This window comes from Comamonas thiooxydans, from assembly GCF_002157685.2.
GTDB lineage: Bacteria > Pseudomonadota > Gammaproteobacteria > Burkholderiales > Burkholderiaceae_C > Comamonas > Comamonas testosteroni_H.
In genome coordinates this window covers 595,903-619,425 of the sequence record NZ_AP026738.1, presented here as the reverse complement: position 1 = coordinate 619,425, position 23,523 = coordinate 595,903, and the positions used below count along the sequence as shown (strand labels likewise).

The window sequence follows — 23,523 nt, the reverse complement described above, 5'->3', positions numbered from 1 at the left end:
TCGTCCCCCTCCCATAGCGCGAAGCGCGTAGAGAGAGGGGGAAGCGGCAAAGCCGCTCAGGGGGTGCTTAGTAGCGATACGTTTCAGGCTTGTAAGGGCCTTCCTTCTTCACGCCGATATAGGCGGCTTGCGCTTCGGTCAGCTCGGTCAGCTGTGCGCCCACCTTCTTCAGGTGCAGGCGGGCCACCTTTTCGTCCAGCACCTTGGGCAGCACATAGACCTTGCCCACTTCGTAGGCGTCGGGGCGGGTGAACAGCTCGATCTGCGCCAGGGTCTGGTTGGCAAACGAGTTGGACATCACAAAGCTGGGGTGACCGGTGGCGCAACCCAGATTCACCAGACGGCCCTTGGCCAGCAGGATGATCTTCTTGCCATCGGGGAAGGTGATGTGGTCAACCTGGGGCTTGATCTCTTCCCACTCGTACTTCTCGATCGATGCGACATCGATTTCGTTGTCGAAGTGACCGATGTTGCAGACGATGGCCTCATCCTTCATCGCGACCATGTGCTCGTGGCGGATGATGTCCTTGTTGCCGGTGGTGGTCACGAAGATGTCGCACTTGTCGGCGGCATATTCCATGGTCACGACCTTGTAGCCTTCCATCGCAGCCTGCAGCGCGTTGATGGGGTCGATCTCGGTCACCCACACCTGGGCGCGCAGAGCGGACAGCGCCTGAGCGCAACCCTTGCCCACATCACCGTAGCCAGCCACCACAGCCACCTTGCCGGCGATCATCACGTCGGTCGCGCGCTTGATGCCGTCCACCAGCGATTCGCGGCAGCCGTACAGGTTGTCGAACTTGGACTTGGTCACCGAGTCGTTCACGTTGATCGCGCGGAACAGCAGGCTGCCGTTGGCCGACATTTCGTTCAGGCGGTGCACGCCGGTGGTGGTTTCTTCGGTCACACCCAGGATCTGGGCCGACTTGCGGCTGTACCAGGTGGAATCCACGGCCAGCTTGGCCTTGATGGCGGCGAAGACGATGCGCTCTTCTTCCGAACCGGGGTTGGCCAGCACGGACAGGTCCTTCTCGGCGCGCTTGCCCAGGTGCATGAGCATGGTGGCGTCGCCGCCGTCGTCCAGGATCATGTTGGGGCCTTCGCCTTCGGTGCCGGCGGCGCCGAATTCAAAGATGGAGTGGGTGTAGTTCCAGTAGTCTTCCAGCGACTCGCCCTTGATGGCGTAGACAGGCACGCCGGTTTCGGCGATGGCGGCAGCTGCGTGATCCTGGGTCGAGAAGATGTTGCACGAAGCCCAGCGCACTTGTGCGCCCAGAGCCGTCAGCGTCTCGATCAGCACGGCGGTCTGGATGGTCATATGCAGCGAGCCCGTGATGCGCGCGCCCTTCAGGGGCTGGGCAGCGGCGAACTCTTCACGCACGGCCATCAGACCGGGCATCTCGGTTTCGGCGATCCTGATTTCCTTGCGGCCCCAGGCAGCCAGGGAAATATCGGTAATGGCCGAATCAGCGGGGTTGAAGCGCACGGCAGCGTTCATGGTTTTCTCCAAATCTTGAATGAAAAACCACGTTCTGCAGCAGAGGGGGAATAAACCGGCTCACCGCACAGAAAGCGTGGGCGAGCGTCGTTGCGGGATGAAATCCGAGCCTCACGCCCCGCGCAGACCAGCTCATGGCTGGCTGGGGAACGCTGCAACGCTCCTCGGATGGACAGCGATTATAAAGGAATCAGCCTTCCAGGCCCACCAAGCGATAACCGACTTGCAACTCGGTTACCAGATGCCGGGGCTGGGCCGGATCAAGCTCTATCTTCTGGCGCAGATTGGCCATGTGCACGCGCAGATAGTGGGGGCGGTCCAGATATTCAGCGCCCCAGACCTGCAGCAGCAGCTGGCGGTGGGTCAGCACCTTGCCATGGCCTGCAATCAGGGCCGCCAGCAGGCGAAACTCTATGGGCGTCAGGTGCACGGCCACACCGTCACGCCTGACATCGTGCGCCGCCAGATCCACCACCAGAGCACCGAAACGCGCACAGCTGCCGGGCTTGTCTGCCGCCGATGCCTGCTGGCGGCGGCGCAGCATCACGCGCAGCCTGGCCAGCAGCTCGGGCACGCCAAAGGGCTTGGTCAGGTAGTCATCGGCCCCAGCGTCCAGCGCCGCCACCTTTTCCTCTTCCCTCTCGCGTGCGGACAGGATCAGAATCGGCAACTGGCTCCAGGCGCGCAGCTCTGCAATCACGGTCTTGCCATCGGCATCGGGCAGCCCCAGGTCCAGCACCACGGCGTCGGGCTGGCGGCTGGCGGCCTCGATCAGGCCGCGCCTGGCGGTTTCGGACTCGAACACCTGCCAGCCTTCGTCCTCCAGTGCCAGGCGCACAAAGCGGCGGATGCTGGCGTCGTCTTCAATCAGCAAGATGCGGGGTGCGGCGCTTGTCATGTTCGGATTTGCATGTGATGCACGGGATTGTCGGCTCATTCGTCCATGGCCGGCTGCTCGGGCACGGGCAGGTGTACGCTGAAAATGGAGCCCGGGCCGGGCTCTGCCTGTGCCACCTGCAATCGGCCGCCATGGGCCTGCACGATGCGCTGAGCCAGAGCCAGGCCGAGCCCCATGCCGAACACGGCACTCTCCGCCTGGCCGCGCGTGAACGGCTCGAACAGTTGCTCAGCCGACAGATGCCCGGGCAGACCCGGCCCCGCATCCTGCACGCTCAGCACACAATCGCTGCCCAGCACACGCGCGGCCACGGTGATCGTCGTGCCTTCGGGCGTGTACTTGATGGCGTTGTCCAGCAGATTGACCAGCACCCGCTCCATCAGCACGGCATCGAGCTGCAGCAAGGGCAGATCGGCCGGCAGCGAGGTCTGCAGCGCATGAGCGGCCAGTCGCTCGCGCATCTGCGCCAGCGCGCTGCCCACCAGCTCGTCCACCGGCAGCCATTCGCGCTTGAGCTGCACGCCGCCTTGCTGCAGGCGCGCCATGGCCAGCAGGTTGTCCACCAATTGCTGCAGCGCCTGTGCCTGATTGCGGATCTGCACCAGCATGTGATGCGCCGGACCTTGCGGCGCATGCGGCAAGGCCGCCTGGGCCGCGCCCAGGATGCCCGTCAGCGGCGTGCGCAGATCATGCGAGACGGCCGAGAGCAAGGTGTTGCGCATGCGCTCGCCTTCCATGGCGATCTGGGTCTGCTGCGCCACCTCCACAAAATGCACACGCTCCAATGCCAGGGCGATCTGGCTGGCACAGGCTTCAAGCAGGCGGCGCTCCTCGGGCACTCGCAATCGTTGCGGCGCACGCAACTGCAGTACCAGCACGCCGCGCGAACGCACGGGCGCCATCAGCGGCACATAAAGCGCCGGCGCAGCTGCCAGGGTATCGGTTCCATGACCAGCCATCTGGCCATGCTCCATGCTCCAGCGACCCACGCTGGTGTCGATCTGAGCTTCGCTGCCAGGTGCCAGCTGCAAGCGCTCATCGGCATCGGGAACAAGCAGTCCGGTCTGGGCATCAAAAACGCCGGAAATCGTAGTCAGCGCGATCTGCGTGACCTGCTCCTGCGTCAGCGCACCCGACAGGTCACGCGCCAGCCTGGCCAGTGCGCCGGCCCGCCTTTCGCGCTCTGCGGCCACGCGCGCCTCGTGGCGCAATCGCGCCGTCAGCTGGCCGCAGACCAGGGCCACACCCAGCATCAGGCTGAAGGTGAACAGGTATTGCGTATCGTTGACGCTGAAGGAGTTGCGCGGTGGCACAAAGTAGAAATCGAACAGCAGCACCGAAAGCAGGGCCGCCCATGCTCCGGGGCCGCGTCCCCAGCGCACGGCGGACAGCACCACCACCAGCAGGAAAAGCATGACCACATTGGCAGGGTCGAACACTCGCAGCAGCAGCTCCGCCACCGCTGTCGCGGCCAGGCAAGCCAGGGTCACGCCCGCATAGCCCTTCCATGGAATGGTATTTTCACGCGCCGCCGGCAATCGCAAGGTGCTCTCGTTCTTGCTTTGCTTGACGGACAGCAGCAGCACGTCCAGGCCGGGATCCAGCGCCGCAATCTGTTCGGACAGGCTGGGGGCACGCCAGCGCAGCCAGCGGCCCAAGGGTTCATGCACACGTGCCAGCACCAGATGACTGGCATTGCGCTCACGCGCAAAGTCCACCAGAGCCTGGGCCACATGGGCACCGGGGATGGTGGCCGTTTCCGCGCCCAGACGCGCCGCCAGCGCCAGGGTCTTGAGCACGGCCTCCTGCGCCGCCCGAGGCCGATGCTGGCGCTCCGGCGCATCCACATAGACCACCACCCAGTCGGCCTCCAGCCGCCTTGCCAGGCGTGCCACCTGGCGCACCAGGGCATCGTCACCGGCGCGGCCGCCCACGCCCACCAGCAGGCGCTCGCGCGTGGGCCAGACATCGCCGATGGAGCGCTCGCGGCGGTAGTCGCGCATGTCCTCATCGACACGATCGGCCGTGCGGCGCAAGGCCAGCTCGCGCAGTGCCAGCAAATTGCCCTGGCGAAAGAAATTGCGCGAGGCCCGCTCGGCCTGCTCCAGCGGGTAGACCTTGCCCGACTTGAGGCGCTTGAGCAGTTCCTCGGGTGGGATGTCGACCACGATGACCTCGTCGGCATCGTCAAAGATATGGTCGGGCACGGTCTCATGGACCTGTATGCCCACAATGCCGCTCACCACATCGTTCAGGCTTTCCAGATGCTGAACGTTGAGCGTGGTCCACACCTCGATGCCAGCCTCCAGCAGCTCCTGCACATCCTGCCAGCGCTTGGGATGGCGTGAGCCGCTCACATTGCTGTGTGCCAGCTCGTCGAGCAGCAGCACCTCCGGGCGGCGTGCCAGAGCGGCATCGAGGTCGAACTCGTCCAGCTGCCTGCCCTGGTAGGCCAGCATGCGCCGCGGCAGCAGCTCCAGGTCGTGCAACTGCTGCTCGGTCTCGGCACGGCCATGCGTCTCCACCAGCCCCACCAGCACCTTGCGCCCAGCCTGCCGCTCGCGCTGCGCGGCCGCCAGCATGGAATAGGTCTTGCCCACTCCGGCATTGGAGCCAAAGTAGATGCGCAGCTTGCCGAGATGGGCGCGCTGCCGGTCTGCCTGCAGTTGAGCGACCAGCGCGTCGGGGTCGGGGCGCTGCGCGGCGGATGAGGGTGTGGATGAAGGCATCAGGCGATCAGCGTATCACTCAAGTCCGGTCAGAACCCGGCACTCAGGCCCAGCAGCCAGCCGCTGCGCGCCAGATCACGCCATTGGCCACGACTGTTGACGGCGCTGTAGTACCTGGCATCGGCCGAGGTACCCGCGTAGGCAAGCGATGCCGTCCATGGGCCCCAGGCCCTGGATAGCGAGATGCGCCAGTCGGCATAGGAAACATCGCTGTAATTGCGCACCCAGGTGTAGCCGCCATGCAGGCCCAAGGTGGCGAGATCGCCCAGCCGATGCTGGTAGTTCAGATCCAGATACTGGCTGCCGCGGCTGCTGCCTGCTGGTTGCAGCGCAGTGGCAAACGCCGAGTCGGCGGTACTCTGACCCAGGCCGAAATAAGGCGTCAGTGCCACAGACCATTTGATGCTCAGACCACCATGAGTCGCCCCCAGATAGAGCTCGGTGGTGTCAAAGCGTTTGCTGCTGCCATCGCTTGTGCTCAGGCGCGCGCCGGGATAGCGGTACTGCAAAAGCCCGGCATCCAGCAACCAGTCAGGTACGAGCTCGCCGCGCCAGCCACCATAGATATCGTGTTCCAGCCCCTGGCCTCGGCCGTAGCTGTTGGTTGAGACATTGGACAGCGACGTGCCCAGATAAAAGCCCTTGGGCAAGGCCAGTTCCACTCCGCCCTGCACGGCAGCCCCCTGCTAGGTCTGCGAGATGCCGCGAAAGCGGTAGTCACTGATCAGGCCCAGCGAGCCGGTCAGGGAAGACCTGCTGTCGGCCTGCGCAGGAGCTGTGATTTCAGAAGCAGATTGCGCTTTCATTTCCTCGGCAGCAGAGGGCTTTGCACAGCTCAAGGCAATCATCAACAGCACAGAGCTGATGACCCAGGAACGCGATGCGTGAAATGTTTTTTGGGGATGGGAGAGACGCATGATGGTGAAGCAAACAGATCAGACTTGCCGCGCCCGCTGGGACGCGGACAAGCCAGAGAAACGAGAGAGCAAGGCTTGGAGATGACTCAGACGAGACCCAGCGCGGTCAGCAGCAGGTCTATGAGCTTGATGCCCACAAACGGCACGATCAGCCCGCCCAGGCCATAGATCAGCAGGTTTCGGCGCAGCAATATGGCGGCGCCCACGGCGCGATACTGCACACCACGCAAGGCCAGCGGCACCAGGGCGATGATGATCAGTGCATTGAAGATCACGGCACTCAGGATGGCGGAATCGGCGCTGTGCAGCTGCATCACGTTGAGCGAGGCCAGTTGCGGATAAGTGCCCACAAAGGCGGCAGGAATGATGGCGAAGTACTTGGCCACATCATTGGCAATGCTGAAGGTAGTCAACGCACCGCGCGTCATCAGCATCTGCTTGCCGGTTTCCACCACCTCGATCAACTTGGTGGGGTTGCTGTCCAGATCCACCATATTGCCGGCCTCTTTGGCAGCCTGGGTGCCGCTGTTCATGGCCACGGCGACATCGGCCTGGGCCAGGGCCGGAGCATCGTTGGTGCCGTCCCCCGTCATGGCCACCAGGCGGCCCGCCGCCTGATGCGAGCGGATCAGCTGCAACTTGTCTTCGGGCTTGGCTTCTGCCAGGTAGTCATCCACCCCGGCCTCGGCGGCAATGGCGGCAGCCGTCAGCGGGTTGTCGCCCGTCACCATCACCGTCTTTATGCCCATGCGGCGCAGCTCGGCAAAGCGCTCGCGCATGCCCGGCTTGACGATGTCCTTGAGTTCGATCACGCCCAGCACCTTGGCGCCATCGGCCACCACCAAAGGTGTGCTGCCCTTGCGCGAGACGTTGTCCACGGACAGTTGCACCTGAGCCGGGAAGCTGCCTCCCAGCGCCTCGACATGCCGGCGCACGGCATCGGCGGCGCCCTTGCGCAAGCTGCGCAAGCCTTGCGGGCTCTGCAGATCCACCCCGCTCATACGCGTCTGTGCGGTAAAGGGAACGAACTCGCCCGGAAAATCCTCGCTGCTGCGATCGGGCAAGCCATGGCGCTCCCTGGCCAGAGCCACCACGCTGCGGCCCTCAGGCGTCTCATCTGCCAGAGATGAGAGCTGTGCGGCTTCGGCCAGCTGCGCGGCGCTCGTTCCGGGGGCCGGCAGAAACTCGCAGGCCTGGCGGTTGCCCAGGGTGATGGTGCCGGTCTTGTCCAGCAGCAGCACGTCCACATCGCCGGCAGCCTCCACGGCCCGGCCTGAAGTCGCGATGACATTGGCCTGCATCATGCGGCTCATGCCGGCCACGCCAATGGCCGACAGCAGGCCGCCAATCGTGGTCGGAATCAGGCAGACCAGCAGCGCAATCAGCACGGCAATGCCGACCACCGAGCCCGTTCCGGCCTGTGACACCGCAAAGGCCGAGAAGGGCCACAGCGTGACGATGACCAGCAGGAAGACCAGCGTCAACCCCACGAGCAGGATCGTCAAAGCCATCTCGTTCGGGGTCTTCTGGCGCTTGGCCGATTCGACCATGGAGATCATGCGATCCAGAAACGACTCGCCGGGGTTGACCGTGACTTCCACCACCAGCCAGTCCGACAGCACGCGCGTGCCGCCGGTCACCGACGAGAAGTCGCCTCCGGCCTCGCGGATCACGGGTGCCGATTCGCCGGTGATCGCGCTTTCGTCCACCGAAGCAACGCCTTCTATCACCGTACCGTCAAGCGCAATCGTGTCGCCGGCTTCCACGAAGATGACCACGCCCTTGCGCAGTTCGCTGGCGCGCATGGGAATCCAGGAGCTGCCGAAATGCGGTTGCTGCAGCAGCTTGGCCACGGTATCGCGCTTCATGCCGCGCAGGCTGGCGGCCTGGGCGCGGCTGCGGCCCTCGGCCAATGCTTCGGCAAAGTTGGCAAACAGCACGGTGAACCACAGCCACAGCGCAATCGCCAGCACAAAGCCGCTGTTTTCGCTGCCCGGCTCCATCAGGCTCTGCCACCACAGCAGAGTGCTCAGGATCGCACCCAGATACACCACAAACATCACGGGGTTGGCCCACTGCGTACGCGGCGAGAGTTTGCGCACCGCATCCCATAGAGCCGATTTCACCAGCTTGGCATCGAGCAGGCTTCGGCCTGCCGTCATTTTCTTGGTGCTCATGGCTTACTCCTTCACTGCGCCGGTGGCGGGCTGCAAGGCATCCAGCGCCAGATTGAGTTGCAGCACATTCACGCGCGGCTCACCCAGCAAGCCCAGACTGCGCTGCTCCGTGGCCTGAGCCAGCAGCTCCTGCAGTTTGGCCTGGGGCAGCTGGCGTGCCTGCGCCACACGAGCCAGCTGAAGCTGGGCATTGGCCATCGAGATATGCGGGTCCAGGCCCGATGCCGACGCAGTGACTGCATCCACCGGCACCACCAGGTCTGAGGCCAGACCGTTATCGGCGCGGTACCGGGCGACACGCTGCGCCACGGCTTCGGACAAGTCCTTGTGCGTTGCCCCCTGGTTGCTGGCACCGGACAGGCCTGCGTTGTAGGGAGCCGCAATATTTGCACCCTCCTGGGTCGGATCGGGAGCGACTGTGGCGCTGGGACGGCCGTGGAAGTACTGGGGCCCGTTGAACTGCTGGCCGATCAGGGCCGAACCCACGATCCGGCCCTCGCGCTCGATCAGGCTGCCATTGGCCGCCTGGGGAAACAGCGCCTGCGCCACGCCCGTGGTCAGCAAGGGATAGGCAATGCCCGAGACCGCCATCACCAGCAAGGCAGCGCGCACGCTGCTGCCCAGCAGGCGTGGCCAGGAGGCGGATTGCGCCTCGGGCTGCGCTTGTGCATGGCTTGGCAGCACTGAAGTGCAAAGAGTTTGAGTCGATGTTTTCATGGTTTGCTCCCTGGTCTGCAGCCGTGCATGGGCTGCAGACCATTGGCATCAATGGGATAGGACGTTAGGCGTACAGCTGAGCCACCAGCATTTGCAGGTGTTCGATCACGGGCCCCAGGGCCAGCGCCGGCAGAAAGGTCAGACCGCCCACCACCAGCACGACAAACACCAGCAGCCCCATGAACAGCGGTGTGGCTGTGGGGAAAGTACCCGGGCCTGCGGGCACGGTGGCCTTGGCAGCCAGGCTGCCGGCCACGGCCAGCATGGGCAGCAGCGTCAGAAAGCGCCCCGCCAGCATGGCCAGGCCCGTGGTGGTGTTGAAGAAGGGCGTGTTGGCATTCAGCCCTGCAAAGGCCGAGCCGTTGTTGGCCGTGGCCGAGGCATAGGCGTAGAGAATCTCCGAGAAGCCATGCGGGCCGCGGTTGTTGAGACTGGCTGCAGCATCCGGCCAGAGCGCGGCAAGCGCCGTGAAACCCAGAATGCAGGCCGGCGGCACCAGCACCGCAAGCATGACCAGCTTGATCTCGCGCACCTCGATCTTCTTGCCCAGGAATTCAGGGGTACGACCAATCATCATGCCGGCCAGAAACACCGTGAGGATGGCGTACTGAATCAGATTGATCAGTCCCACGCCGTCGCCGCCGAAGACGCAGTTGAGCATCATCTGCGCCAGCGGCGTGATGCTGCCCAGCGGGGTCAGCGAATCATGCATGGCGTTGACCGAACCCGTGGTGGCTGCTGTCGTGGTGGCCACAAACAAGGCTGTATCGGCAATGCCGAAGCGCAGCTCCTTGCCCTCCATATTGCCGCCGCTCTGGGTCAGGCTGTATTGCTGATCGGCTCCGGCTCGCGCCAGCAACTGGCTGCCGTTTTGCTCGGCCACAAACACCAGGCTCAGAAAGCCGACGAACATCACCATGCAGGCCGCAAACAGCACCCAGCCCTGCTTGCGGCGCAGCAGCATGGAGCCAAAGGCGTAGGTCATGCCGGCCGGGATCAGCAGCATCGAGAGGATGTGCAGCAGATTGGTCAGCGGCGTCGGGTTCTCGAACGGATGTGCCGCATTCATGCTGAAGAAACCGCCGCCATTCGTGCCCAGATGCTTGATGCTCTCCAGGCTGGCCACGGGTCCCATCAGCAGCTGCTGCCGGGCACCCTCGAGCGTCGTCGCTACCGCGTCGGTGTGCAGAGTCTGCGGGATGCCCTGCCAGACATAGACCAGGGCCATGATGAAGGACAGCGGCAGCAGAACACGCCAGAACACGCGCACGAAGTCGACCCAGAAGTTGCCGATATCCTGGGCGCTTGACCGCGCCAGACCGCGCACGAAACCGGCGCCCGCGGCGACACCGGTGGTGGCACCGGCAAACATCAGGAAGGTGATGACCACCATCTGCGTCGCATTGCTCAGGCTGTTCTCACCCGCGTAGGCCTGCCAGTTGGTATTGGTGATGAAGGAGGCGGCGGTGTTGAAAGCCAGGTCGGGCGCCTGCGCCGCAATCTCCAGCGGGTTCAGTGGCAGTCCGCCCTGCAGGCGCAGCAGCAGATAACCCAGCATCATCATCAGCGCATTGCTCAGGACCAGGGCGGCGCCATAGCGCTGCCAGCCCATGCGCTCCTGCGGGTTCACGCCCATGACCCGGTAGCTCAGGCGCTCCAGCCAGCCATGGTGCTCGCTGGTAAAGCAGCGTGCCAGCCATTGGCCCATGGGTATGGTCAGCAAGGTTGCCGCAGTCAGCACGGCGGCAAATTCCATCCAGGGTAACCACATGATGTACCCCTTTCACAGACGCGCCAGGGCGCGCACAAAGCCCAGCAGTCCGACAAAGCAGACCACCGTCAGGCTCACAAAAATCAGGTCTTGCAGCACTTGCATGGCGGCCCCTTCAGAATTTCTCGGGGCGCAGCAGCGCATAGCCCAAATAGGCAAACAGCCCCAGCGCCGTCAGGGCGGCCAGGGCTTCAATCCAGGTGATGGTCATTTCATTCCTCCCGCAAGCCGTTCACGCGGCTTGATTGCGATGGAGGAACTTTAGGAATTAGCCCGTCAAGAACGGGTAGAGATTGGGCTTGCCGATATCAAGATGGCATCAAGAAGCGGCTCGATTCGCGGCCGCGACCTTGGCCAGCCACTGCACGCGCAGGGCCAGCACGATGACCAGCGCCAGCACCATCAGGGCCACGGAACCGACGCCCGTCCAGCCCCAGCGCGACCAGAACCAGCCCGCCCCGGCCCCCAGCACGCTGGAGCCCATGTAGTAGCCCCAGAGGTATAGCGATGATGCATGGCCCTTGGACTGCATGGCCAGCCGCCCCACCCAGCCGCTGGCCACCGAATGCGCGACGAAGAACCCTGCCGTCAGCAGGACGATGCCGGTCACGATGACGGCCAGCGGCTGCAACAGGGTCAGAACCACGCCCACGGCCATCAGCAAAGTGCCGGCAATCAGCACCGGGCCGCGACCCAGCCTGTCGGCCAGCCCTCCGGCAATCGGCGACGCCGCCGTGCCCAGCAGATAGGCGTAGAAGATATGGCTGATCTGCAGCTGGCTCAGGCCATAGGGCGATGCGCTGAGCAGAAAGCCGGCATAGTTGTAGATGCTGACAAACACGCCCATCAGGCCGAAGGCGATCAGGAACAGCAGCGGCAGGCCCGGATGGCGCAGATGCCGGCCCCAGGCCTGCAGGTGATACCGGGCCCCCAGCCCGGTCTTCTTGATGAAGTTGCGCGAGCTGGGCAGCAGCCAGACAAAGCCCAGGGCTGCCAGCAGGTCAAGCGCCGAAAGCGCAGCCATGGCGTGGCGCCAGCCCCAGAACTCGGTCATCGCGCTCATGCCGACCCGGCCCAGCATGCCGCCCAGTGCCGTGCCGCCCACATACAGGCCCATGGCAAAGCCCAGGCCGGGCGGGTCGATCTCCTCGGACAGATAGGCCATGGCCACGGCAGGCACGCCGCCCAGCAACAAGCCTTCCAGCGCACGCGCGGCCAGCAGCGCATGCCATTGCGGCATGAATGAAGCCAGCAGATTGCACAGCGCCGCCAGGGCCATGGAGATGAACATCAGCTTGCGCCGCCCCAGTCCCTCGGACAGGGCCCCTGCCAGCACGATGGAGCCGGCCAGGCAGGCCGTGGATACCGACAGCGCCAGCGCGCTCTGGGCCGGACTGACGGCAAAGCTGTGGGCCAGCTCCGGCAGCAGCGGCTGCACGCAGTACAGCAGGGAGAAGGTGGCAAACCCTGCCAGGAACAGCGCCACGCTGACCCGCCAGTACTCGGGAGTGCCGCGCTTGATCCATACCGGGGCGGCAGAGGCTGGAGGCTGGGCGGGTAAGGATGTGTTCACATCCTGCGGGGCGCTGTTCATGAGGGAAAAATGAGGGCCGGAGACTAGGCCCCTATTGTGCTGCGCATCTGCCGCCAGCCACAGCCGCAGGCCTTGGCCAATGACGTCGCCCGGCCCGCATTTCCGCAGCATCTCCAAGAATTGGCCCTGCCGTTAAAATAAGCGCCCTCAAGACTTATTCACAGGTCTGCCCTGCATGGGTGCGGGCCTGGTGCGGCAAACGGACCGCCGCACCTTTTGTTGTCACAGCCGGCGTTCTCCGGCTGTATTTACAGCTCTCAATACTGTGTCATACGCCCCAGAAACCCGGCGCCGTCGTACGTTCGCCATCATCTCCCACCCGGACGCGGGTAAGACCACGCTGACCGAAAAGCTGCTGCTGTTCTCGGGCGCGATCCAGATTGCCGGCGCCGTCAAGGGCCGCAAGGCCTCGCGCCACGCCACCTCCGACTGGATGGAAATCGAAAAGCAGCGCGGCATCTCGGTGGCCTCGTCGGTGATGCAGATGAGCTACCGCGACCATGTGATCAACCTGCTCGACACTCCCGGTCACAAGGACTTCTCGGAAGATACCTACCGTGTGCTGACGGCCGTGGACTCGGCGCTGATGGTGATCGACGCGGCCAACGGTGTGGAATCGCAGACCCGCCGCCTGATCGAAGTCTGCCGCCAGCGCAACACGCCCATCATCTCCTTCGTCAACAAGTTCGACCGGGAAGTGCGCGACCCGCTGGACATCATGGACGAAGTCGAGCGCGAACTGGGCATGCCCTGCTGCCCCATCACCTGGCCCGTGGGCCAGGGCAAGAGCTTCGGCGGCATCATCAATCTGCAGACGCAGAGCATGACGGTGTTTGCCGCCGGCAGCGAAAAGCGCCCCGAAGACTTCGAAGTCATTGCGCTGACGGAAGTCGACAGGCTGCGCGCCCGCTTCGGCCAGGCCTATGACGATGCCATCGAGAGCATGGAACTGGCCCAGGGCGCATCGGCCGAATGGGACCACCAGGCGTTTCTGGAAGGCAAGCTGACCCCCGTGTTCTTCGGCTCCGGCGTGAACAACTTCGGTGTGATGGAAGTGCTGAACGCCGTGGTCGACATGTCGCCCCCGCCCGGCCCGCGCGTCGCCTTCACCGAAGTGAACCGCCAGCGCGAAGAAGTCACCATCAACCCCGAAGACAAGACCTTCGCAGGCGTGGTGTTCAAGGTGCAGGCGAACATGGATGCCAATCACCGCGACCGCATCGCCTTTGTGCGCGTGGCCAGTGGCAAGTACACGCCTGGCATGAAAATGAAGGTGCAGCGCACCGGCAAGGAGCTGCGACCCACCTCCGTGGTGACCTTCATGTCGCAGCGCCGCGAGGCCGTTGACGAAGCCTATGCGGGCGACATCATCGGCTTCACGATTCACGGCGGCGTGCAGCTGGGCGACTCCATCACCGACGGCCCCAATCTGCAGTTCACCGGCCTGCCCTTCTTCGCACCCGAAATGTTCATGACCGTGGTGCTCAAGAACCCGCTGCGTACCAAGCAGCTGCAGCAAGGCCTGATGCAGCTGGGCGAGGAAGGCGCGATCCAGGTCTTCAAGCCCGATGTCGGCGGCAATATGCTGCTGGGCGCCGTGGGTCAGCTGCAGTTCGAAGTGGTGCAGCACCGCCTGAAGACCGAGTACGACTGCGACGTGCGCCTGGAAGGCTGCCAGTACACCGGGGCACGCTGGATCACGGCCGACTCGCCCGCCGAACTGCGCGAGTTCGAGAACGCCTATCCCATGCGTCTGGCGCACGATGCGGCCGACACTCTGGCCTATCTGTGCACCAGCCCCTATGACGTGCGCCTGGCGCAGGAGCGTTTCCCCAAGATCCATTTCCACCCGCTGCGCGAGCATGCGGGCCTGGCACTAGGCTCAGCGAACTGAGCGTGATCACCCCCTGAGCGGCTTTGCCGCTTCCCCCTCTCTGGAGGGGGACGACGCCCTGAGCGTAAGGGGCGGCCCTTGCTCGGCGTCACGCCGATGGGCCGCGCCAGGCTCAAGCGTCCTTTGCAATGCATTGAGAGTTTTCTGTGAGCCAAGAATTTCTGCGTCCTTTGTCTGAACTGCAGACGCCTGCCAAGCTGCTGGGCGTGCTGACCGATATCGACGACACGCTGACCACCGACGGCGTGGTGCCCGAGCATGTGGTGGCCGCCATTGCGCGCCTCAAGGATGCGGGTCTGAAAGTGGTGCCCATCACCGGCCGCCCTGTCGGCTGGAGCGTGCCGTTTGCATCGGCCTGGCCCGTGGACGCCATCGTGGCCGAGAACGGTGCCGTGGCCCTGCGCCGCAATGCCCAGGGCGGCCTGGACAAGCTCTACCAGCAATCTGCCGATGAGCGTGCCCGCAACTTTGCCCGCATGCAGCAGGTGCTCGAGCAAATCGAAGCCACCGTGCCCGGCGCCAGACGTGCCACGGACTCGGCCGGTCGCGAATGCGATATCGCCGTGGATCACAGCGAGTTCACGAACATGCCCCAGGCACAGATCGATGAATGCGTGGCCATCATGAAGGCCGCGGGCATGAACGCCACCGTCAGCTCCATCCACATCAACGGCTGGTTCGGCGAGCACAACAAGCTCGAAGGTGCGCGCTGGATCACACGCGAGCTGTTCGACATCGATCTGGACGCCACGCTGGCGCGCTGGGTGTATATCGGCGACTCGACCAACGACCAGCAGATGTTCGAGCACATGCCCCACAGCGTGGGCGTGGCCAATATCGCACGCTTCGTGCCCCAGCTCAAACATCTGCCGCGCCATGTGACCACGGCCGAGCGCGGCGACGGTTTTGTGCAGCTTGCGGATCAGTTGCTGACTCCACAAAAATAGTAGCTGTTACCGCACTTCGCTAAATGATTTCACAATCAAAACAATCTGAAATCATTTGACAACAAGCGCAAGCAGCTCTCATTTTCAAAAGCCTCCGTGCTTGCCGGCACAGAGGCCTTTTTTGATGCCCATCCATCGCCAAACACGATGCACCCACCCGTACAAGACGACCCCCGGGTGCGTAAAAACCCACGGTTGGCACTCACTACAATTTTTGATTCATTTCAAAACATTTCTGAGAGACCAACACCATGCGCATGATTCGCCGCACCTTCGTCGCCACGGCCGTGGCAGCAACAGCCGCCCTGACCGCAGGCACTGCATTTGCCCAAGGCAAGGAAGTCAAGATCGGCTATGCGCTGGCCGTCAATTCCCATTACGGCGCTGCCGCCAACGCCTGGGCCGAAGGCGTGGAAAAAGGCACCAACGGTGCCTACAAGTTCAAGCAGTTTCCCGCCTCCGCACTGGGTGGCGAGCGTGAACTGATCGAAGGCCTGCAACTGGGCACCGTGGAAGCCGCCATCGTCTCCACCGGCGCCCTGAGCAACTTCGTGCCCGATGTGGGCGTGGTGGACATCCCCTTCCTGTTCCGCGACACCCAGCACGCACGTGCCGTGATGGACGGCGCCTTCGGCCAGGACCTGCTGGCCAAGTTCCAGAAGCGCGGCCTGATCGCGCTGGCCTGGGGCGAGCAGGGCTTTCGCCATCTGAGCAACAACAAGCATGCCGTCAATGGCGTGGCCGATCTCAAGGGCCTGAAGATCCGCGTGACCGAGAACCCCGTGCACATCACGGCCTTCCGCACCCTGGGTGCCTCGCCCACTCCCATGTCCTGGCCCGAAGTCATCGGTGCGCTGCAGCAAGGCACGATCGACGGCCAGGAGAACCCCATCTCCGTGCTGGTGTCCGCCAAGCTGTGGCAAGTGCAAAAGCACCTGACCCTGACCTCCCACGTCTACGCCCCCATGGCCCTGATCGTGTCGCCCTCGTTCTGGGGATCGCTGAACGCCGCCCAGAAGACCGCCTTCACGGAAGCCGCCAAGAAGGGTGCACTGGCCTCGCGCGCCTTTGTGGACAACGTGGAGAAAAAGGGCGTTGAAGAAGCCAAGGCCAACGGCATGAAGGTCGTGGAGAAGGTCGACCAAGGCGCGTTCCGCACCGCGCTGGAGCCCGCCTACAAGGAATACGCCAAGAAGTTCGGCCAGAAGACGCTGGACTCCATCACCGCCGTCAAGTAAGCAACCGGCAACATGGGCCTGCCTCCGCGGAGTCAGGCCCGTGCATTTTTCTCCCTCCTGGGCAAGGCAGGTCCTTGCCCGGCTGCGGTCAGCACGAATGGACTTGCGCCAATTCCCGCCGATGATGACGCAGCCTTCAACTCCGTGACGCAGCCGGCTCTTGCGGCAGGTTTCGCCGCTGCCTCTGCTCACCCCCACTCCTATGCTTGATCGTATCGAACGCATTCTCGTAGCCGGCAATCGCTGGCTGCTGATCTTGCTGCTGCTGGCCATGGCCTGCATCGTTTTTGCCAACGTGGTGCTGCGCTACACCACGGGCGACTCCATCGTCTGGGCCGAGGAAGTGGCCCGACACATGATGATCTGGGTCACTTTTCTGGGCTCCGGCCTGGTGCTGCGCTTTGGCGGCCATGTGGCCATCGACAATCTGCACCGCAGCGTGAGCACTCGCAAGGCGCAGGCCATGCGCGGCTTTGTCGTAGTCGTCCTGGCGGTCTTCTTTGTCGTGATGACCGTGACCTCCTCGCAGTACGTGTACGCCACGCGCTTTCAGACCACAGCGGCCACGGACATCCCGATCTCCTATATCTACGGCGCCATGCCCGTGGGCTTTGTGCTGATGCTGATCCATCTGCTGTTCATCGCACGCGGCTACATCGCCGCAGGCAGCTTCGCCGAGTCCGATGAAATGGATGCGGATGCCGCAGCGTCGATATGAAACACCCCCTGAGTCGCTGCGCGCCTTCCCCCTGGAAGGGGGACGACAGCCTCGCTGCGGGGCGGCCCTTGCTCGCTGTCCCAGGCTTGGGTCAGGCCAGTTTTATGCGTTGCGCCACGAATCACTGATCGATTGAAACATCATGGGTATCACTTTATTTGTTGCCATCATCGCCCTGCTCACGCTGGGCTTTCCGGTGGCGTTTGCGCTGGCCATCTCGGCAGCCCTGGCGGTCTTTGTCGGCGGACGTTATCCACAGCTGATCGTCTTCAAGGAAATGTTCACGGGCATCGACAGCTTTCCGCTGATGGCCGTGCCCTTCTTCATCCTGGCCGCAGAGCTGATGTCCGGCGGTGCGCTGACTGCCGTGCTGCTGCGCTTTGCCGCCCAGTTCGTCGGCCATCTGCGCGGCGGCCTGGGCTATGCCAATGTGCTGTCGCTGACCATGTTCTCGGGCATCTCGGGCTCGGCCCTGGCCGATGCAGCCGGCCCCGGCTCCATGATGGTCAAGATGATGGACAAGGCCGGCTACAGCCGTCCCTATGCAGCCGCGCTGACGGCCAGCACCGCCATCGTCGGCCCCATCATTCCGCCGTCGGTCAGCATGATCATCTATGCGCTGCAAGATGAGAACGTGTCCGTGGGCGGCCTGTTCATGGCCGGCTTCATTCCCGGCATTCTGATCGCGCTGGCCATGGCTGCCGTCAACTGGTGGGTCTGCAAGAAGCGCAACTACCGCAGCACCGAGCCGCGCCCCTCGGCACGCGAGATGTGGAGCTCCAGCTTCAAGGCCATCCCCGCGCTGATGCTCATCGTGCTCATCGTGGTCGGCATCCGCTTCGGCATCTTCACGCCCACGGAAGCGTCCGTCGTGGCCGTGTTCTATGCCCTGGTCTGCGGCAAATGGGTTTACCGCACGCTCAAGTGGTCGGCCCTGCCCGGCATCCTGGCGCGCTCGGCCATGCTCACGGCCTCGGTGCTGCTGGTGATGGCGACCTCGGCCGCGTTTGCCTGGGTGCTCACGGTGGAAGGCATTCCGCAGTATCTGTCCGAGCTGATCGTGAGCTGGGAACTCTCGCCCGTCATGTTCCTGATTGCCGTGAACATTCTGCTGCTGGTCTTCGGCATCTTCATGGAGCCGCTGCCCGGCGTGATGATTCTGGTGCCCATTCTCGCGCCCATCGCCTTCAGCCTGGGCATCGATCCCACGCACTTCGCCATGGTGGTGATCGTCAACCTCACACTGGGCATGATCACGCCGCCGGTCGGCGGCCTGCTGTTCGTGACCGCCGTGTCCACGCGCGTCTCCATCACCGAGCTGACGCGCGAGATGCCGCTGTTCCTGCTGGCCCACTTCGTCGTGCTGTGCCTGCTGACCTTCATCCCGGCACTGTCCACCTGGCTGCCGCATACGCTGGGCTTCCAGTAAGCACTGCGCTCATCCGCCAAGGCTGCCTCCGGCAGCCTTTTTTGTTGGCGACCGGAATCCTGATACAAGGCCTGTTCAGCGCAGGCCGCCGCTGCCGGCAGCGCCATACCAGGCCACGGCGCCCGCATAGCCAGCTGCAGGCTCCAGCGGTGCGCAGTCCATGCCCGTCAGCCGCGCCTGCAGCGAGCCGCTCCATTCCGCCAGGCCCAGGCCAGCGCATTTAAGCCTGGCTTCGTGCTGCGTCCAGGCGCTCGCAAATGCTTCGAAGAAAAGAGTATCCGGCGCAATATCCAGAAGCTTCCGAGCGGTTTCCGGACTCAGAAACAGGCGCGCCACATCCTCCAGTTCGCGGCGCGGCGCAGTCGCGTCCACGGCCTGGATATCCACACCTACCGCAGCCCGGCCATGCCAGGCCAGCAGTGCCAGTCCCGGCGCATGGCTGATGGAACAGTGCGGCGCCGCAAGCGGCTTGCCGCGCAGCAACAGCTGCGGTGCCTGGTTGCGCACATTGCTGACCTCCAGCTCGGCCTCGGTACAGCCCAGCTCCGGTGCCAGACAGGCACGCAGCGCGGCCCGAGCCTGGCCACGCGCCCTGTCACGGTCCGTGGCATCCAGACCCTGTACCAATCGCAACTGTGGCGCACCGGCCCGTTGCTCGCCGGCAAGGAGGCAGGGCCGGATCTGCATCAGGCCATCCCGGTGCGACGCCGGGCCGGTGCGGCCGGCGCGCCCTCCCAGCGCGTGCGCGCGGGCAGGGTCTCGCCCTTCATCACCAGGGTCAGCGGGCCGAGCTGCACGTCGTCGCCGACGCTGGCACTGTAGAGCACAGTGCAGCGCGCGCCCATGGTCACGCGACTACCTATGGACACATGGTCTATCTTCATCACCCGGTCCTCGAACAGATGAGTCTGCGGGCAGCACAGTGCGTTGAGCTCGCTGTGGGCGCCGATCGTCACGCAGTCATGCTCGGTGATGTCGGTGGTATCCAGATAGACGCTGGCAGCAATCCTGCAGCCCATCAGGTTCATGGCCAGTGGCAGCCAGGGCGTGCCACGCAGGTAACGCAGGAAGTTGGGCACGGCCATGCCCTCGTACATATTGGTCGCGGCTTCGGAGAGCCAGACAAAAGGTGTCCACATGGGCACGGCCGTCTTGCCGTAGCGCCTGATCGTCAGCCATTTGAACAGCGCCACCAGAAAGAACGCCACGATCCCGAAGACCACCCCCGAAATGGCCAGGTCCAGCACCACGGCCCCCCAGCGCTCTTCAGAGGCCAGAGGCATCGCATCCAGCACAATGGCATAGCCGACGGCAATCACCAGCGCATGTGGAACGGCGATGCGAACCGCCTCCACCAATCCGCGTGCGACTCGCCGCCACGCAGAGGGGGCAAACGTCAGATGCTCTGGATAGCCCTGTGCAAGCTCGCGCGCCGGCAAATTGATCGCGGGGGCTCCCAGCCAGGTGTCGCCACTTTGCATGTCCGCATTGCGCGGCACGGCCGTCATCACGCCGATGAGCACATTCTCGGGGATGGTCGAGCCATCGGGCACGTAGGCGCCGTTGCCGATGAAGCTGCGGCGCGACACCACCGTGGGCTTGACCGTCATCCAGCCGCCGTCGATGAGTTCGTCGCCCAGCATCACGGCATCGGCCACGAAGCATTCGTCGCCCAGCGTCAGCATGTCGGGCACCACGCCAAGCGCGGTGGACAGCTCGGTCTGCTTGCCCACCTTGGCCCCCAGCAGCCGGTACCAGGTGGAGGAGTAGACCGTGGCGTAGATGCCGTGCAGCGTGCCCAGGCTCGCCTCCTGGATCTGGTTCACCAGCCATTTGCCCAGGTAGCGGCCGCTGTGCAGCGACCAGGTGCCGGCCCGGGTGCGCGGCAGGAACAGGTAGCGTACCAGCGCCGCCACCAATACCGTGCAGGCCACCAGCACTGCGCTGGATGGCAGCGCCAGCAGGAAGAACTTGACGAAGCGCAGGACGAACGCGCCCACGGCATCGACCACGCCATGCTCCAGCAGCGGCCGCACCGAGATCGCATCGATGTCGAGCACGTCGATCAACATGAAGGTGGGAAACACCGGCATGAAGAACAGCGTGGCCACCAGCAGGCCACCCGCCAGAAAGACGAACATCTCCCACACCAGGCGCGCCCGGCCCGCAGTCTGGCGCGGCGGCAGGCTGGCGGGGTCGAACTCGCCCACGGCCCGCGCGGGCGAGCCGGCCCACACGCTGCGCGCTGGCTGCACCATGCCGTCGGCCAGCGCCGACTGGCCCTCCAGGTGCGCCCAGTCCCCCATGCGGGTATTACCCTCGACCACCACGTACGAGTCTATGCAGGCCTCGTCGCCGATATCGATGCGGCCCAGCACCAGTTCGCCGCCTTCGACGCGGGCGTTCTCCAGGTTCACCGCGTTGCCGATGCTCACGCCGTCGCCGATCGAGAGCAGGTCGTGCGCGCGCACCGTCATCGAGCCGAGGTTGGTCTCGCGCCCCACCTTGGCGCCCAGCGCGCGCAGCCACAGCGGGTGCAGCGACGAGCCGGTGATCATCGCCATCGGCACCGCCTCCACCAGCCGGTCGGCAAACCACCAGCGGAAGTAGGTCAGCCCCCACAGCGGGTAGCGCCCGGGCCTGAGGCGCCCGGCCACCAGCCACTTGCCGGCCCAGGCGATGCCGAATTCGGCCAGGGTGGCGATCGCAAACGCCAGCACCGACATGGCCACGGCAAACCAGACCGAGTCGGTCTCGTCGCCGGTGAAGAAGTGGTAGGTGAAGAACGGCGCCAGCCACTGCGCCATTTTGATCAGCACCAGCAGCGGGATCACCACCGCCTGGGCCGCGCCGCAGCGCCAGCGCCGCCATGCGGAATGGATGCGGAACGGCCGTTCCCGCGCCGGGGCATCGCCCTGTGGCATCGCGGCCTGCAGCGCCTCGGCGATCAGCCCGATGCGGCGCTGCTGGTAGATGGTGCTCACCGTGGCCTGCGCAAAGCGCGCATCGGCGCGCAGCAGCGAGGTCAGCCGCGCCGCGAACAGCGAATGCCCGCCCAGGTCGCTGAAGAAATCCAGCCCCCTGCGGATGGGCTGGCCCGGAAAGAGCTGCGCCAGCGCGGCGAACAGCACTTCCTCGGCCGGTGTTTGCGCCGTGTCGGAATCGGACAGGTCCACCGCGGTGGACAGCTCCATGGCCTTGAGCGCCTTGCGGTCGATCTTGCCCGAGGTCAGGCGCGGCATCTCGGCCAGCGTCTCGAAGCGCGCGGGCACCATGTAGGGCGGCAGGCGCTCGGCCAGCGCACTGCGCAGCGCGGTGTGCGTGGGCGGCACCTCACCGGGCACATAGAAGGCCACCAGCTGGTCCATGCCGTCATCGCGCCGCAGCAGCACCGCCGTGGTGCCCACGCCCGGCTGCTGGGCCAGCACCGCCTCGATCTCGCCCAGCTCCACGCGAAAGCCGCGGATCTTGACCTGGTCGTCAGCCCGGCCCAGGCAATGGATCTGACCATGCTCGTCGATGCGCGCCAGATCACCGGTGCGGTACAGGCGCGTGTCGTGCGGCCCGTTGGCCCAGGGGTTGGCCAGGAATTTCTCGACCGTCAGCTCCGGGCGGCCCAGGTAGCCGGCGGCCACGCCAGGGCCGGTGATGCACAGCTCGCCCACCTCGCCCCGCGGCAATCCCACCAGAGCGGGCGCGGTGCCGGCCGGAAAGCTGTCGGCCTCGATCACCTGCACCACCACCAGGCCGTAATTGGGCAGCGGCGTGCCGATGGTCACCGGCTCGCCGGCCTTGAGTTCGGCCAGGCTGGCCGACACCGTGGCCTCGGTGGGGCCGTAGGTGTTGAACATCTGCCGATGGCCGTTGGCCCAGCGCGCCACCAGCGATTCGGGGCACATCTCGCCGCCGAGGTTGATGAGGCGCAGATTGGGCACGTCCTGCGCGAACAGCGCCAGCAGCGTGGGCACGGCGTGCAGCACCGTCACCTGCTGCTCGATCAGCGCGCGCGGCAGCGCCTCGGGGTCGCCGGCGATCTCGCGCGGCGCCAGCCACAGCGTCGCGCCTACGAGGTAGCTGATCCAGATCTCCTCGAACGACATGTCAAAGGCCACCGAGAAGCCCTGGTAGACCTTGTCGGTCTGGCGCACGCCGAGCCGGGCGTTCTCGCTGCGCAGGAAGTGGCAGATGCTGCCCTGGGTGATGGCGATGCCCTTGGGCTTGCCCGTGGAGCCGCTGGTGTAGATCACATAGGCCGGGTGGCCGGGCAGCGCGCCCTCGCGGTGGCGCACCGCGGCGCCCGCCGGCAGCGGTGCCAGCAGCTCGGTCTCGGTGAAGATCCGGGCAGCAATGCCTGCCTGCCCTTGCACCACCTGAACCTGCCGCTGCGCTGTCAGCAGCGCCTTGGCGCTGGCATCCTCCAGGCAGGTGGCGATACGCTCGGGCGGGGTTTCGGCGTCGAAGGGCAGCCAGGCCGCGCCCGTCTTGGCAATCGCCAGCTGCAGCGTGAGCAGCTCGATGCCGCGCGGCAGCCACAGGCCCACCATGTCGCCGGGGCGCACGCCGGCCTCGATCAGCCGGTGCGCGGCGCGGCTGGCATCAGCGTCCAGCTCCGCATAGCTGCACTGACGCAACTGCTCGCCCTGTCCCTCGATCAGCGCGATCTGTTCAGGGTGGGCTGCTGCAGTCGCTTCGAAGATATCGGCCAGCACCTCGTGGCGCAGCAGGTCTGGCCGCTCGGGCCCACGTAAAACAACAGTGTCAGACATAGATCAGCGGCTTACCCGGAGCAACCATGCGTCCGAACCTGGTGGCGCCGCTCTTTTCTGTCTGCCATTATTGAGCGTACCGCTCGCTTTCAGTGTTGCGCAGCCGGCTTCCCGCCCCGACGTCGCACAATATTTGCATTCATGGAGAGCAGCCACGGCGGCGGACCTGCCAGGCCTTCGACGGCTGGAGAGACGACCTCGCGTCAAGGTGCAGCTGCTCCTGGCCGCAC

At 64.8% G+C, this 23,523-nt stretch carries 15 protein-coding genes, 1 pseudogene and 1 riboswitch; of the genes and pseudogenes, 5 read left to right on the top strand and 11 right to left on the bottom strand.

The window, feature by feature from the left end; genetic code table 11:
- Nucleotides 1–67 precede the first annotated feature (67 nt).
- From ahcY to CTR2_RS02780, 9 genes and pseudogenes are all read right to left on the bottom strand, one after another.
- Entirely contained in the window at nt 68–1,498 is a 1,431-nt protein-coding gene (gene ahcY / locus CTR2_RS02820; RefSeq protein ID WP_087085161.1) for an adenosylhomocysteinase, read from the bottom strand.
- A gap of 75 nt (nt 1,499–1,573) precedes the next feature.
- Nucleotides 1,574–1,670, bottom strand: a riboswitch (S-adenosyl-L-homocysteine riboswitch).
- A gap of 18 nt (nt 1,671–1,688) precedes the next feature.
- Nucleotides 1,689–2,396, bottom strand: coding sequence for a response regulator (locus CTR2_RS02815; RefSeq protein ID WP_034379245.1), 708 nt, complete (start codon nt 2,394–2,396; stop codon nt 1,689–1,691).
- 35 nt (nt 2,397–2,431) lie between these two features.
- On the bottom strand, nt 2,432–5,125 hold the full coding sequence (locus CTR2_RS02810; RefSeq protein WP_087085162.1) for a sensor histidine kinase: 2,694 nt from the start codon (nt 5,123–5,125) through the stop codon (nt 2,432–2,434).
- Nucleotides 5,126–5,154: 29 nt separating this feature from the next.
- A pseudogene (locus CTR2_RS02805) lies at nt 5,155–6,042 on the bottom strand (TorF family putative porin).
- 86 nt (nt 6,043–6,128) lie between these two features.
- Entirely contained in the window at nt 6,129–8,219 is a 2,091-nt protein-coding gene (gene kdpB, locus CTR2_RS02800; protein WP_087085163.1) for a potassium-transporting ATPase subunit KdpB, read from the bottom strand.
- A 3-nt stretch (nt 8,220–8,222) separates the two neighbouring features.
- Entirely contained in the window at nt 8,223–8,936 is a 714-nt protein-coding gene (gene kdpC, locus CTR2_RS02795; protein ID WP_087085164.1) for a potassium-transporting ATPase subunit KdpC, read from the bottom strand.
- Nucleotides 8,937–9,000: 64 nt separating this feature from the next.
- Nucleotides 9,001–10,707, bottom strand: a complete 1,707-nt coding sequence (kdpA, locus tag CTR2_RS02790) for a potassium-transporting ATPase subunit KdpA (protein WP_087085165.1) — start codon at nt 10,705–10,707, stop codon at nt 9,001–9,003.
- A gap of 115 nt (nt 10,708–10,822) precedes the next feature.
- Nucleotides 10,823–10,918, bottom strand: coding sequence for a K(+)-transporting ATPase subunit F (gene kdpF, locus CTR2_RS02785; RefSeq protein WP_003061706.1), 96 nt, complete (start codon nt 10,916–10,918; stop codon nt 10,823–10,825).
- 108 nt (nt 10,919–11,026) lie between these two features.
- Nucleotides 11,027–12,301 (bottom strand): MFS transporter, encoded by a 1,275-nt coding sequence (locus tag CTR2_RS02780; RefSeq protein ID WP_087085269.1) that lies wholly within the window; start codon nt 12,299–12,301, stop codon nt 11,027–11,029.
- A gap of 265 nt (nt 12,302–12,566) precedes the next feature.
- On the opposite strand from CTR2_RS02780, the gene CTR2_RS02775 reads away from it, so the two are divergent.
- From CTR2_RS02775 to CTR2_RS02755, 5 genes are all read left to right on the top strand, one after another.
- Nucleotides 12,567–14,195: a peptide chain release factor 3 gene (locus CTR2_RS02775; protein ID WP_087085166.1), complete on the top strand. Its 1,629-nt coding sequence runs from the start codon at nt 12,567–12,569 to the stop codon at nt 14,193–14,195.
- Between the two features lie 146 nt (nt 14,196–14,341).
- Complete coding sequence (locus CTR2_RS02770) at nt 14,342–15,142, top strand: HAD-IIB family hydrolase (RefSeq protein ID WP_087085167.1); 801 nt, start codon at nt 14,342–14,344, stop codon at nt 15,140–15,142.
- Nucleotides 15,143–15,393: 251 nt separating this feature from the next.
- Nucleotides 15,394–16,380, top strand: coding sequence for a TRAP transporter substrate-binding protein (locus CTR2_RS02765; RefSeq protein ID WP_087085168.1), 987 nt, complete (start codon nt 15,394–15,396; stop codon nt 16,378–16,380).
- A gap of 202 nt (nt 16,381–16,582) precedes the next feature.
- Nucleotides 16,583–17,098 (top strand): TRAP transporter small permease, encoded by a 516-nt coding sequence (locus tag CTR2_RS02760; RefSeq protein ID WP_087085169.1) that lies wholly within the window; start codon nt 16,583–16,585, stop codon nt 17,096–17,098.
- 142 nt (nt 17,099–17,240) lie between these two features.
- The gene (locus CTR2_RS02755) at nt 17,241–18,527 is read left to right on the top strand and encodes a TRAP transporter large permease (RefSeq protein ID WP_087085170.1); all 1,287 of its coding nucleotides are present in this window, start codon (nt 17,241–17,243) and stop codon (nt 18,525–18,527) included.
- A 75-nt stretch (nt 18,528–18,602) separates the two neighbouring features.
- Here the strand turns inward: CTR2_RS02755 and CTR2_RS02750 are convergent, their stop codons facing one another.
- Both CTR2_RS02750 and CTR2_RS02745 read right to left on the bottom strand, forming a co-directional pair.
- Entirely contained in the window at nt 18,603–19,214 is a 612-nt protein-coding gene (locus tag CTR2_RS02750; RefSeq protein WP_087085171.1) for a 4'-phosphopantetheinyl transferase family protein, read from the bottom strand.
- Nucleotides 19,214–23,293, bottom strand: a complete 4,080-nt coding sequence (locus CTR2_RS02745; protein ID WP_087085172.1) for a Pls/PosA family non-ribosomal peptide synthetase — start codon at nt 23,291–23,293, stop codon at nt 19,214–19,216. Before CTR2_RS02745 ends, CTR2_RS02750 begins: the two co-directional genes overlap by 1 nt.
- Between the last annotated feature and the right edge of the window lie 230 nt (nt 23,294–23,523).

Excerpts from the sequence above, each read along its gene's own strand:
- ahcY (WP_087085161.1), bottom strand. The coding sequence starts at position 1,498 with ATGAACGCTGCCGTGCGCTTCAACCCCGCTGATTCGGCCATTACCGAT.
- CTR2_RS02815 (WP_034379245.1), bottom strand. The coding sequence starts at position 2,396 with ATGACAAGCGCCGCACCCCGCATCTTGCTGATTGAAGACGACGCCAGC.
- CTR2_RS02810 (WP_087085162.1), bottom strand. The coding sequence starts at position 5,125 with ATGCCTTCATCCACACCCTCATCCGCCGCGCAGCGCCCCGACCCCGAC.
- kdpB (WP_087085163.1), bottom strand. The coding sequence starts at position 8,219 with ATGAGCACCAAGAAAATGACGGCAGGCCGAAGCCTGCTCGATGCCAAG.
- kdpC (WP_087085164.1), bottom strand. The coding sequence starts at position 8,936 with ATGAAAACATCGACTCAAACTCTTTGCACTTCAGTGCTGCCAAGCCAT.
- kdpA (WP_087085165.1), bottom strand. The coding sequence starts at position 10,707 with ATGTGGTTACCCTGGATGGAATTTGCCGCCGTGCTGACTGCGGCAACC.
- kdpF (WP_003061706.1), bottom strand. The coding sequence starts at position 10,918 with ATGACCATCACCTGGATTGAAGCCCTGGCCGCCCTGACGGCGCTGGGG.
- CTR2_RS02780 (WP_087085269.1), bottom strand. The coding sequence starts at position 12,301 with ATGAACAGCGCCCCGCAGGATGTGAACACATCCTTACCCGCCCAGCCT.
- CTR2_RS02765 (WP_087085168.1), top strand. The coding sequence starts at position 15,394 with ATGCGCATGATTCGCCGCACCTTCGTCGCCACGGCCGTGGCAGCAACA.
- CTR2_RS02760 (WP_087085169.1), top strand. The coding sequence starts at position 16,583 with ATGCTTGATCGTATCGAACGCATTCTCGTAGCCGGCAATCGCTGGCTG.
- CTR2_RS02755 (WP_087085170.1), top strand. The coding sequence starts at position 17,241 with ATGGGTATCACTTTATTTGTTGCCATCATCGCCCTGCTCACGCTGGGC.
- CTR2_RS02750 (WP_087085171.1), bottom strand. The coding sequence starts at position 19,214 with ATGCAGATCCGGCCCTGCCTCCTTGCCGGCGAGCAACGGGCCGGTGCG.
- CTR2_RS02745 (WP_087085172.1), bottom strand. The coding sequence starts at position 23,293 with ATGTCTGACACTGTTGTTTTACGTGGGCCCGAGCGGCCAGACCTGCTG.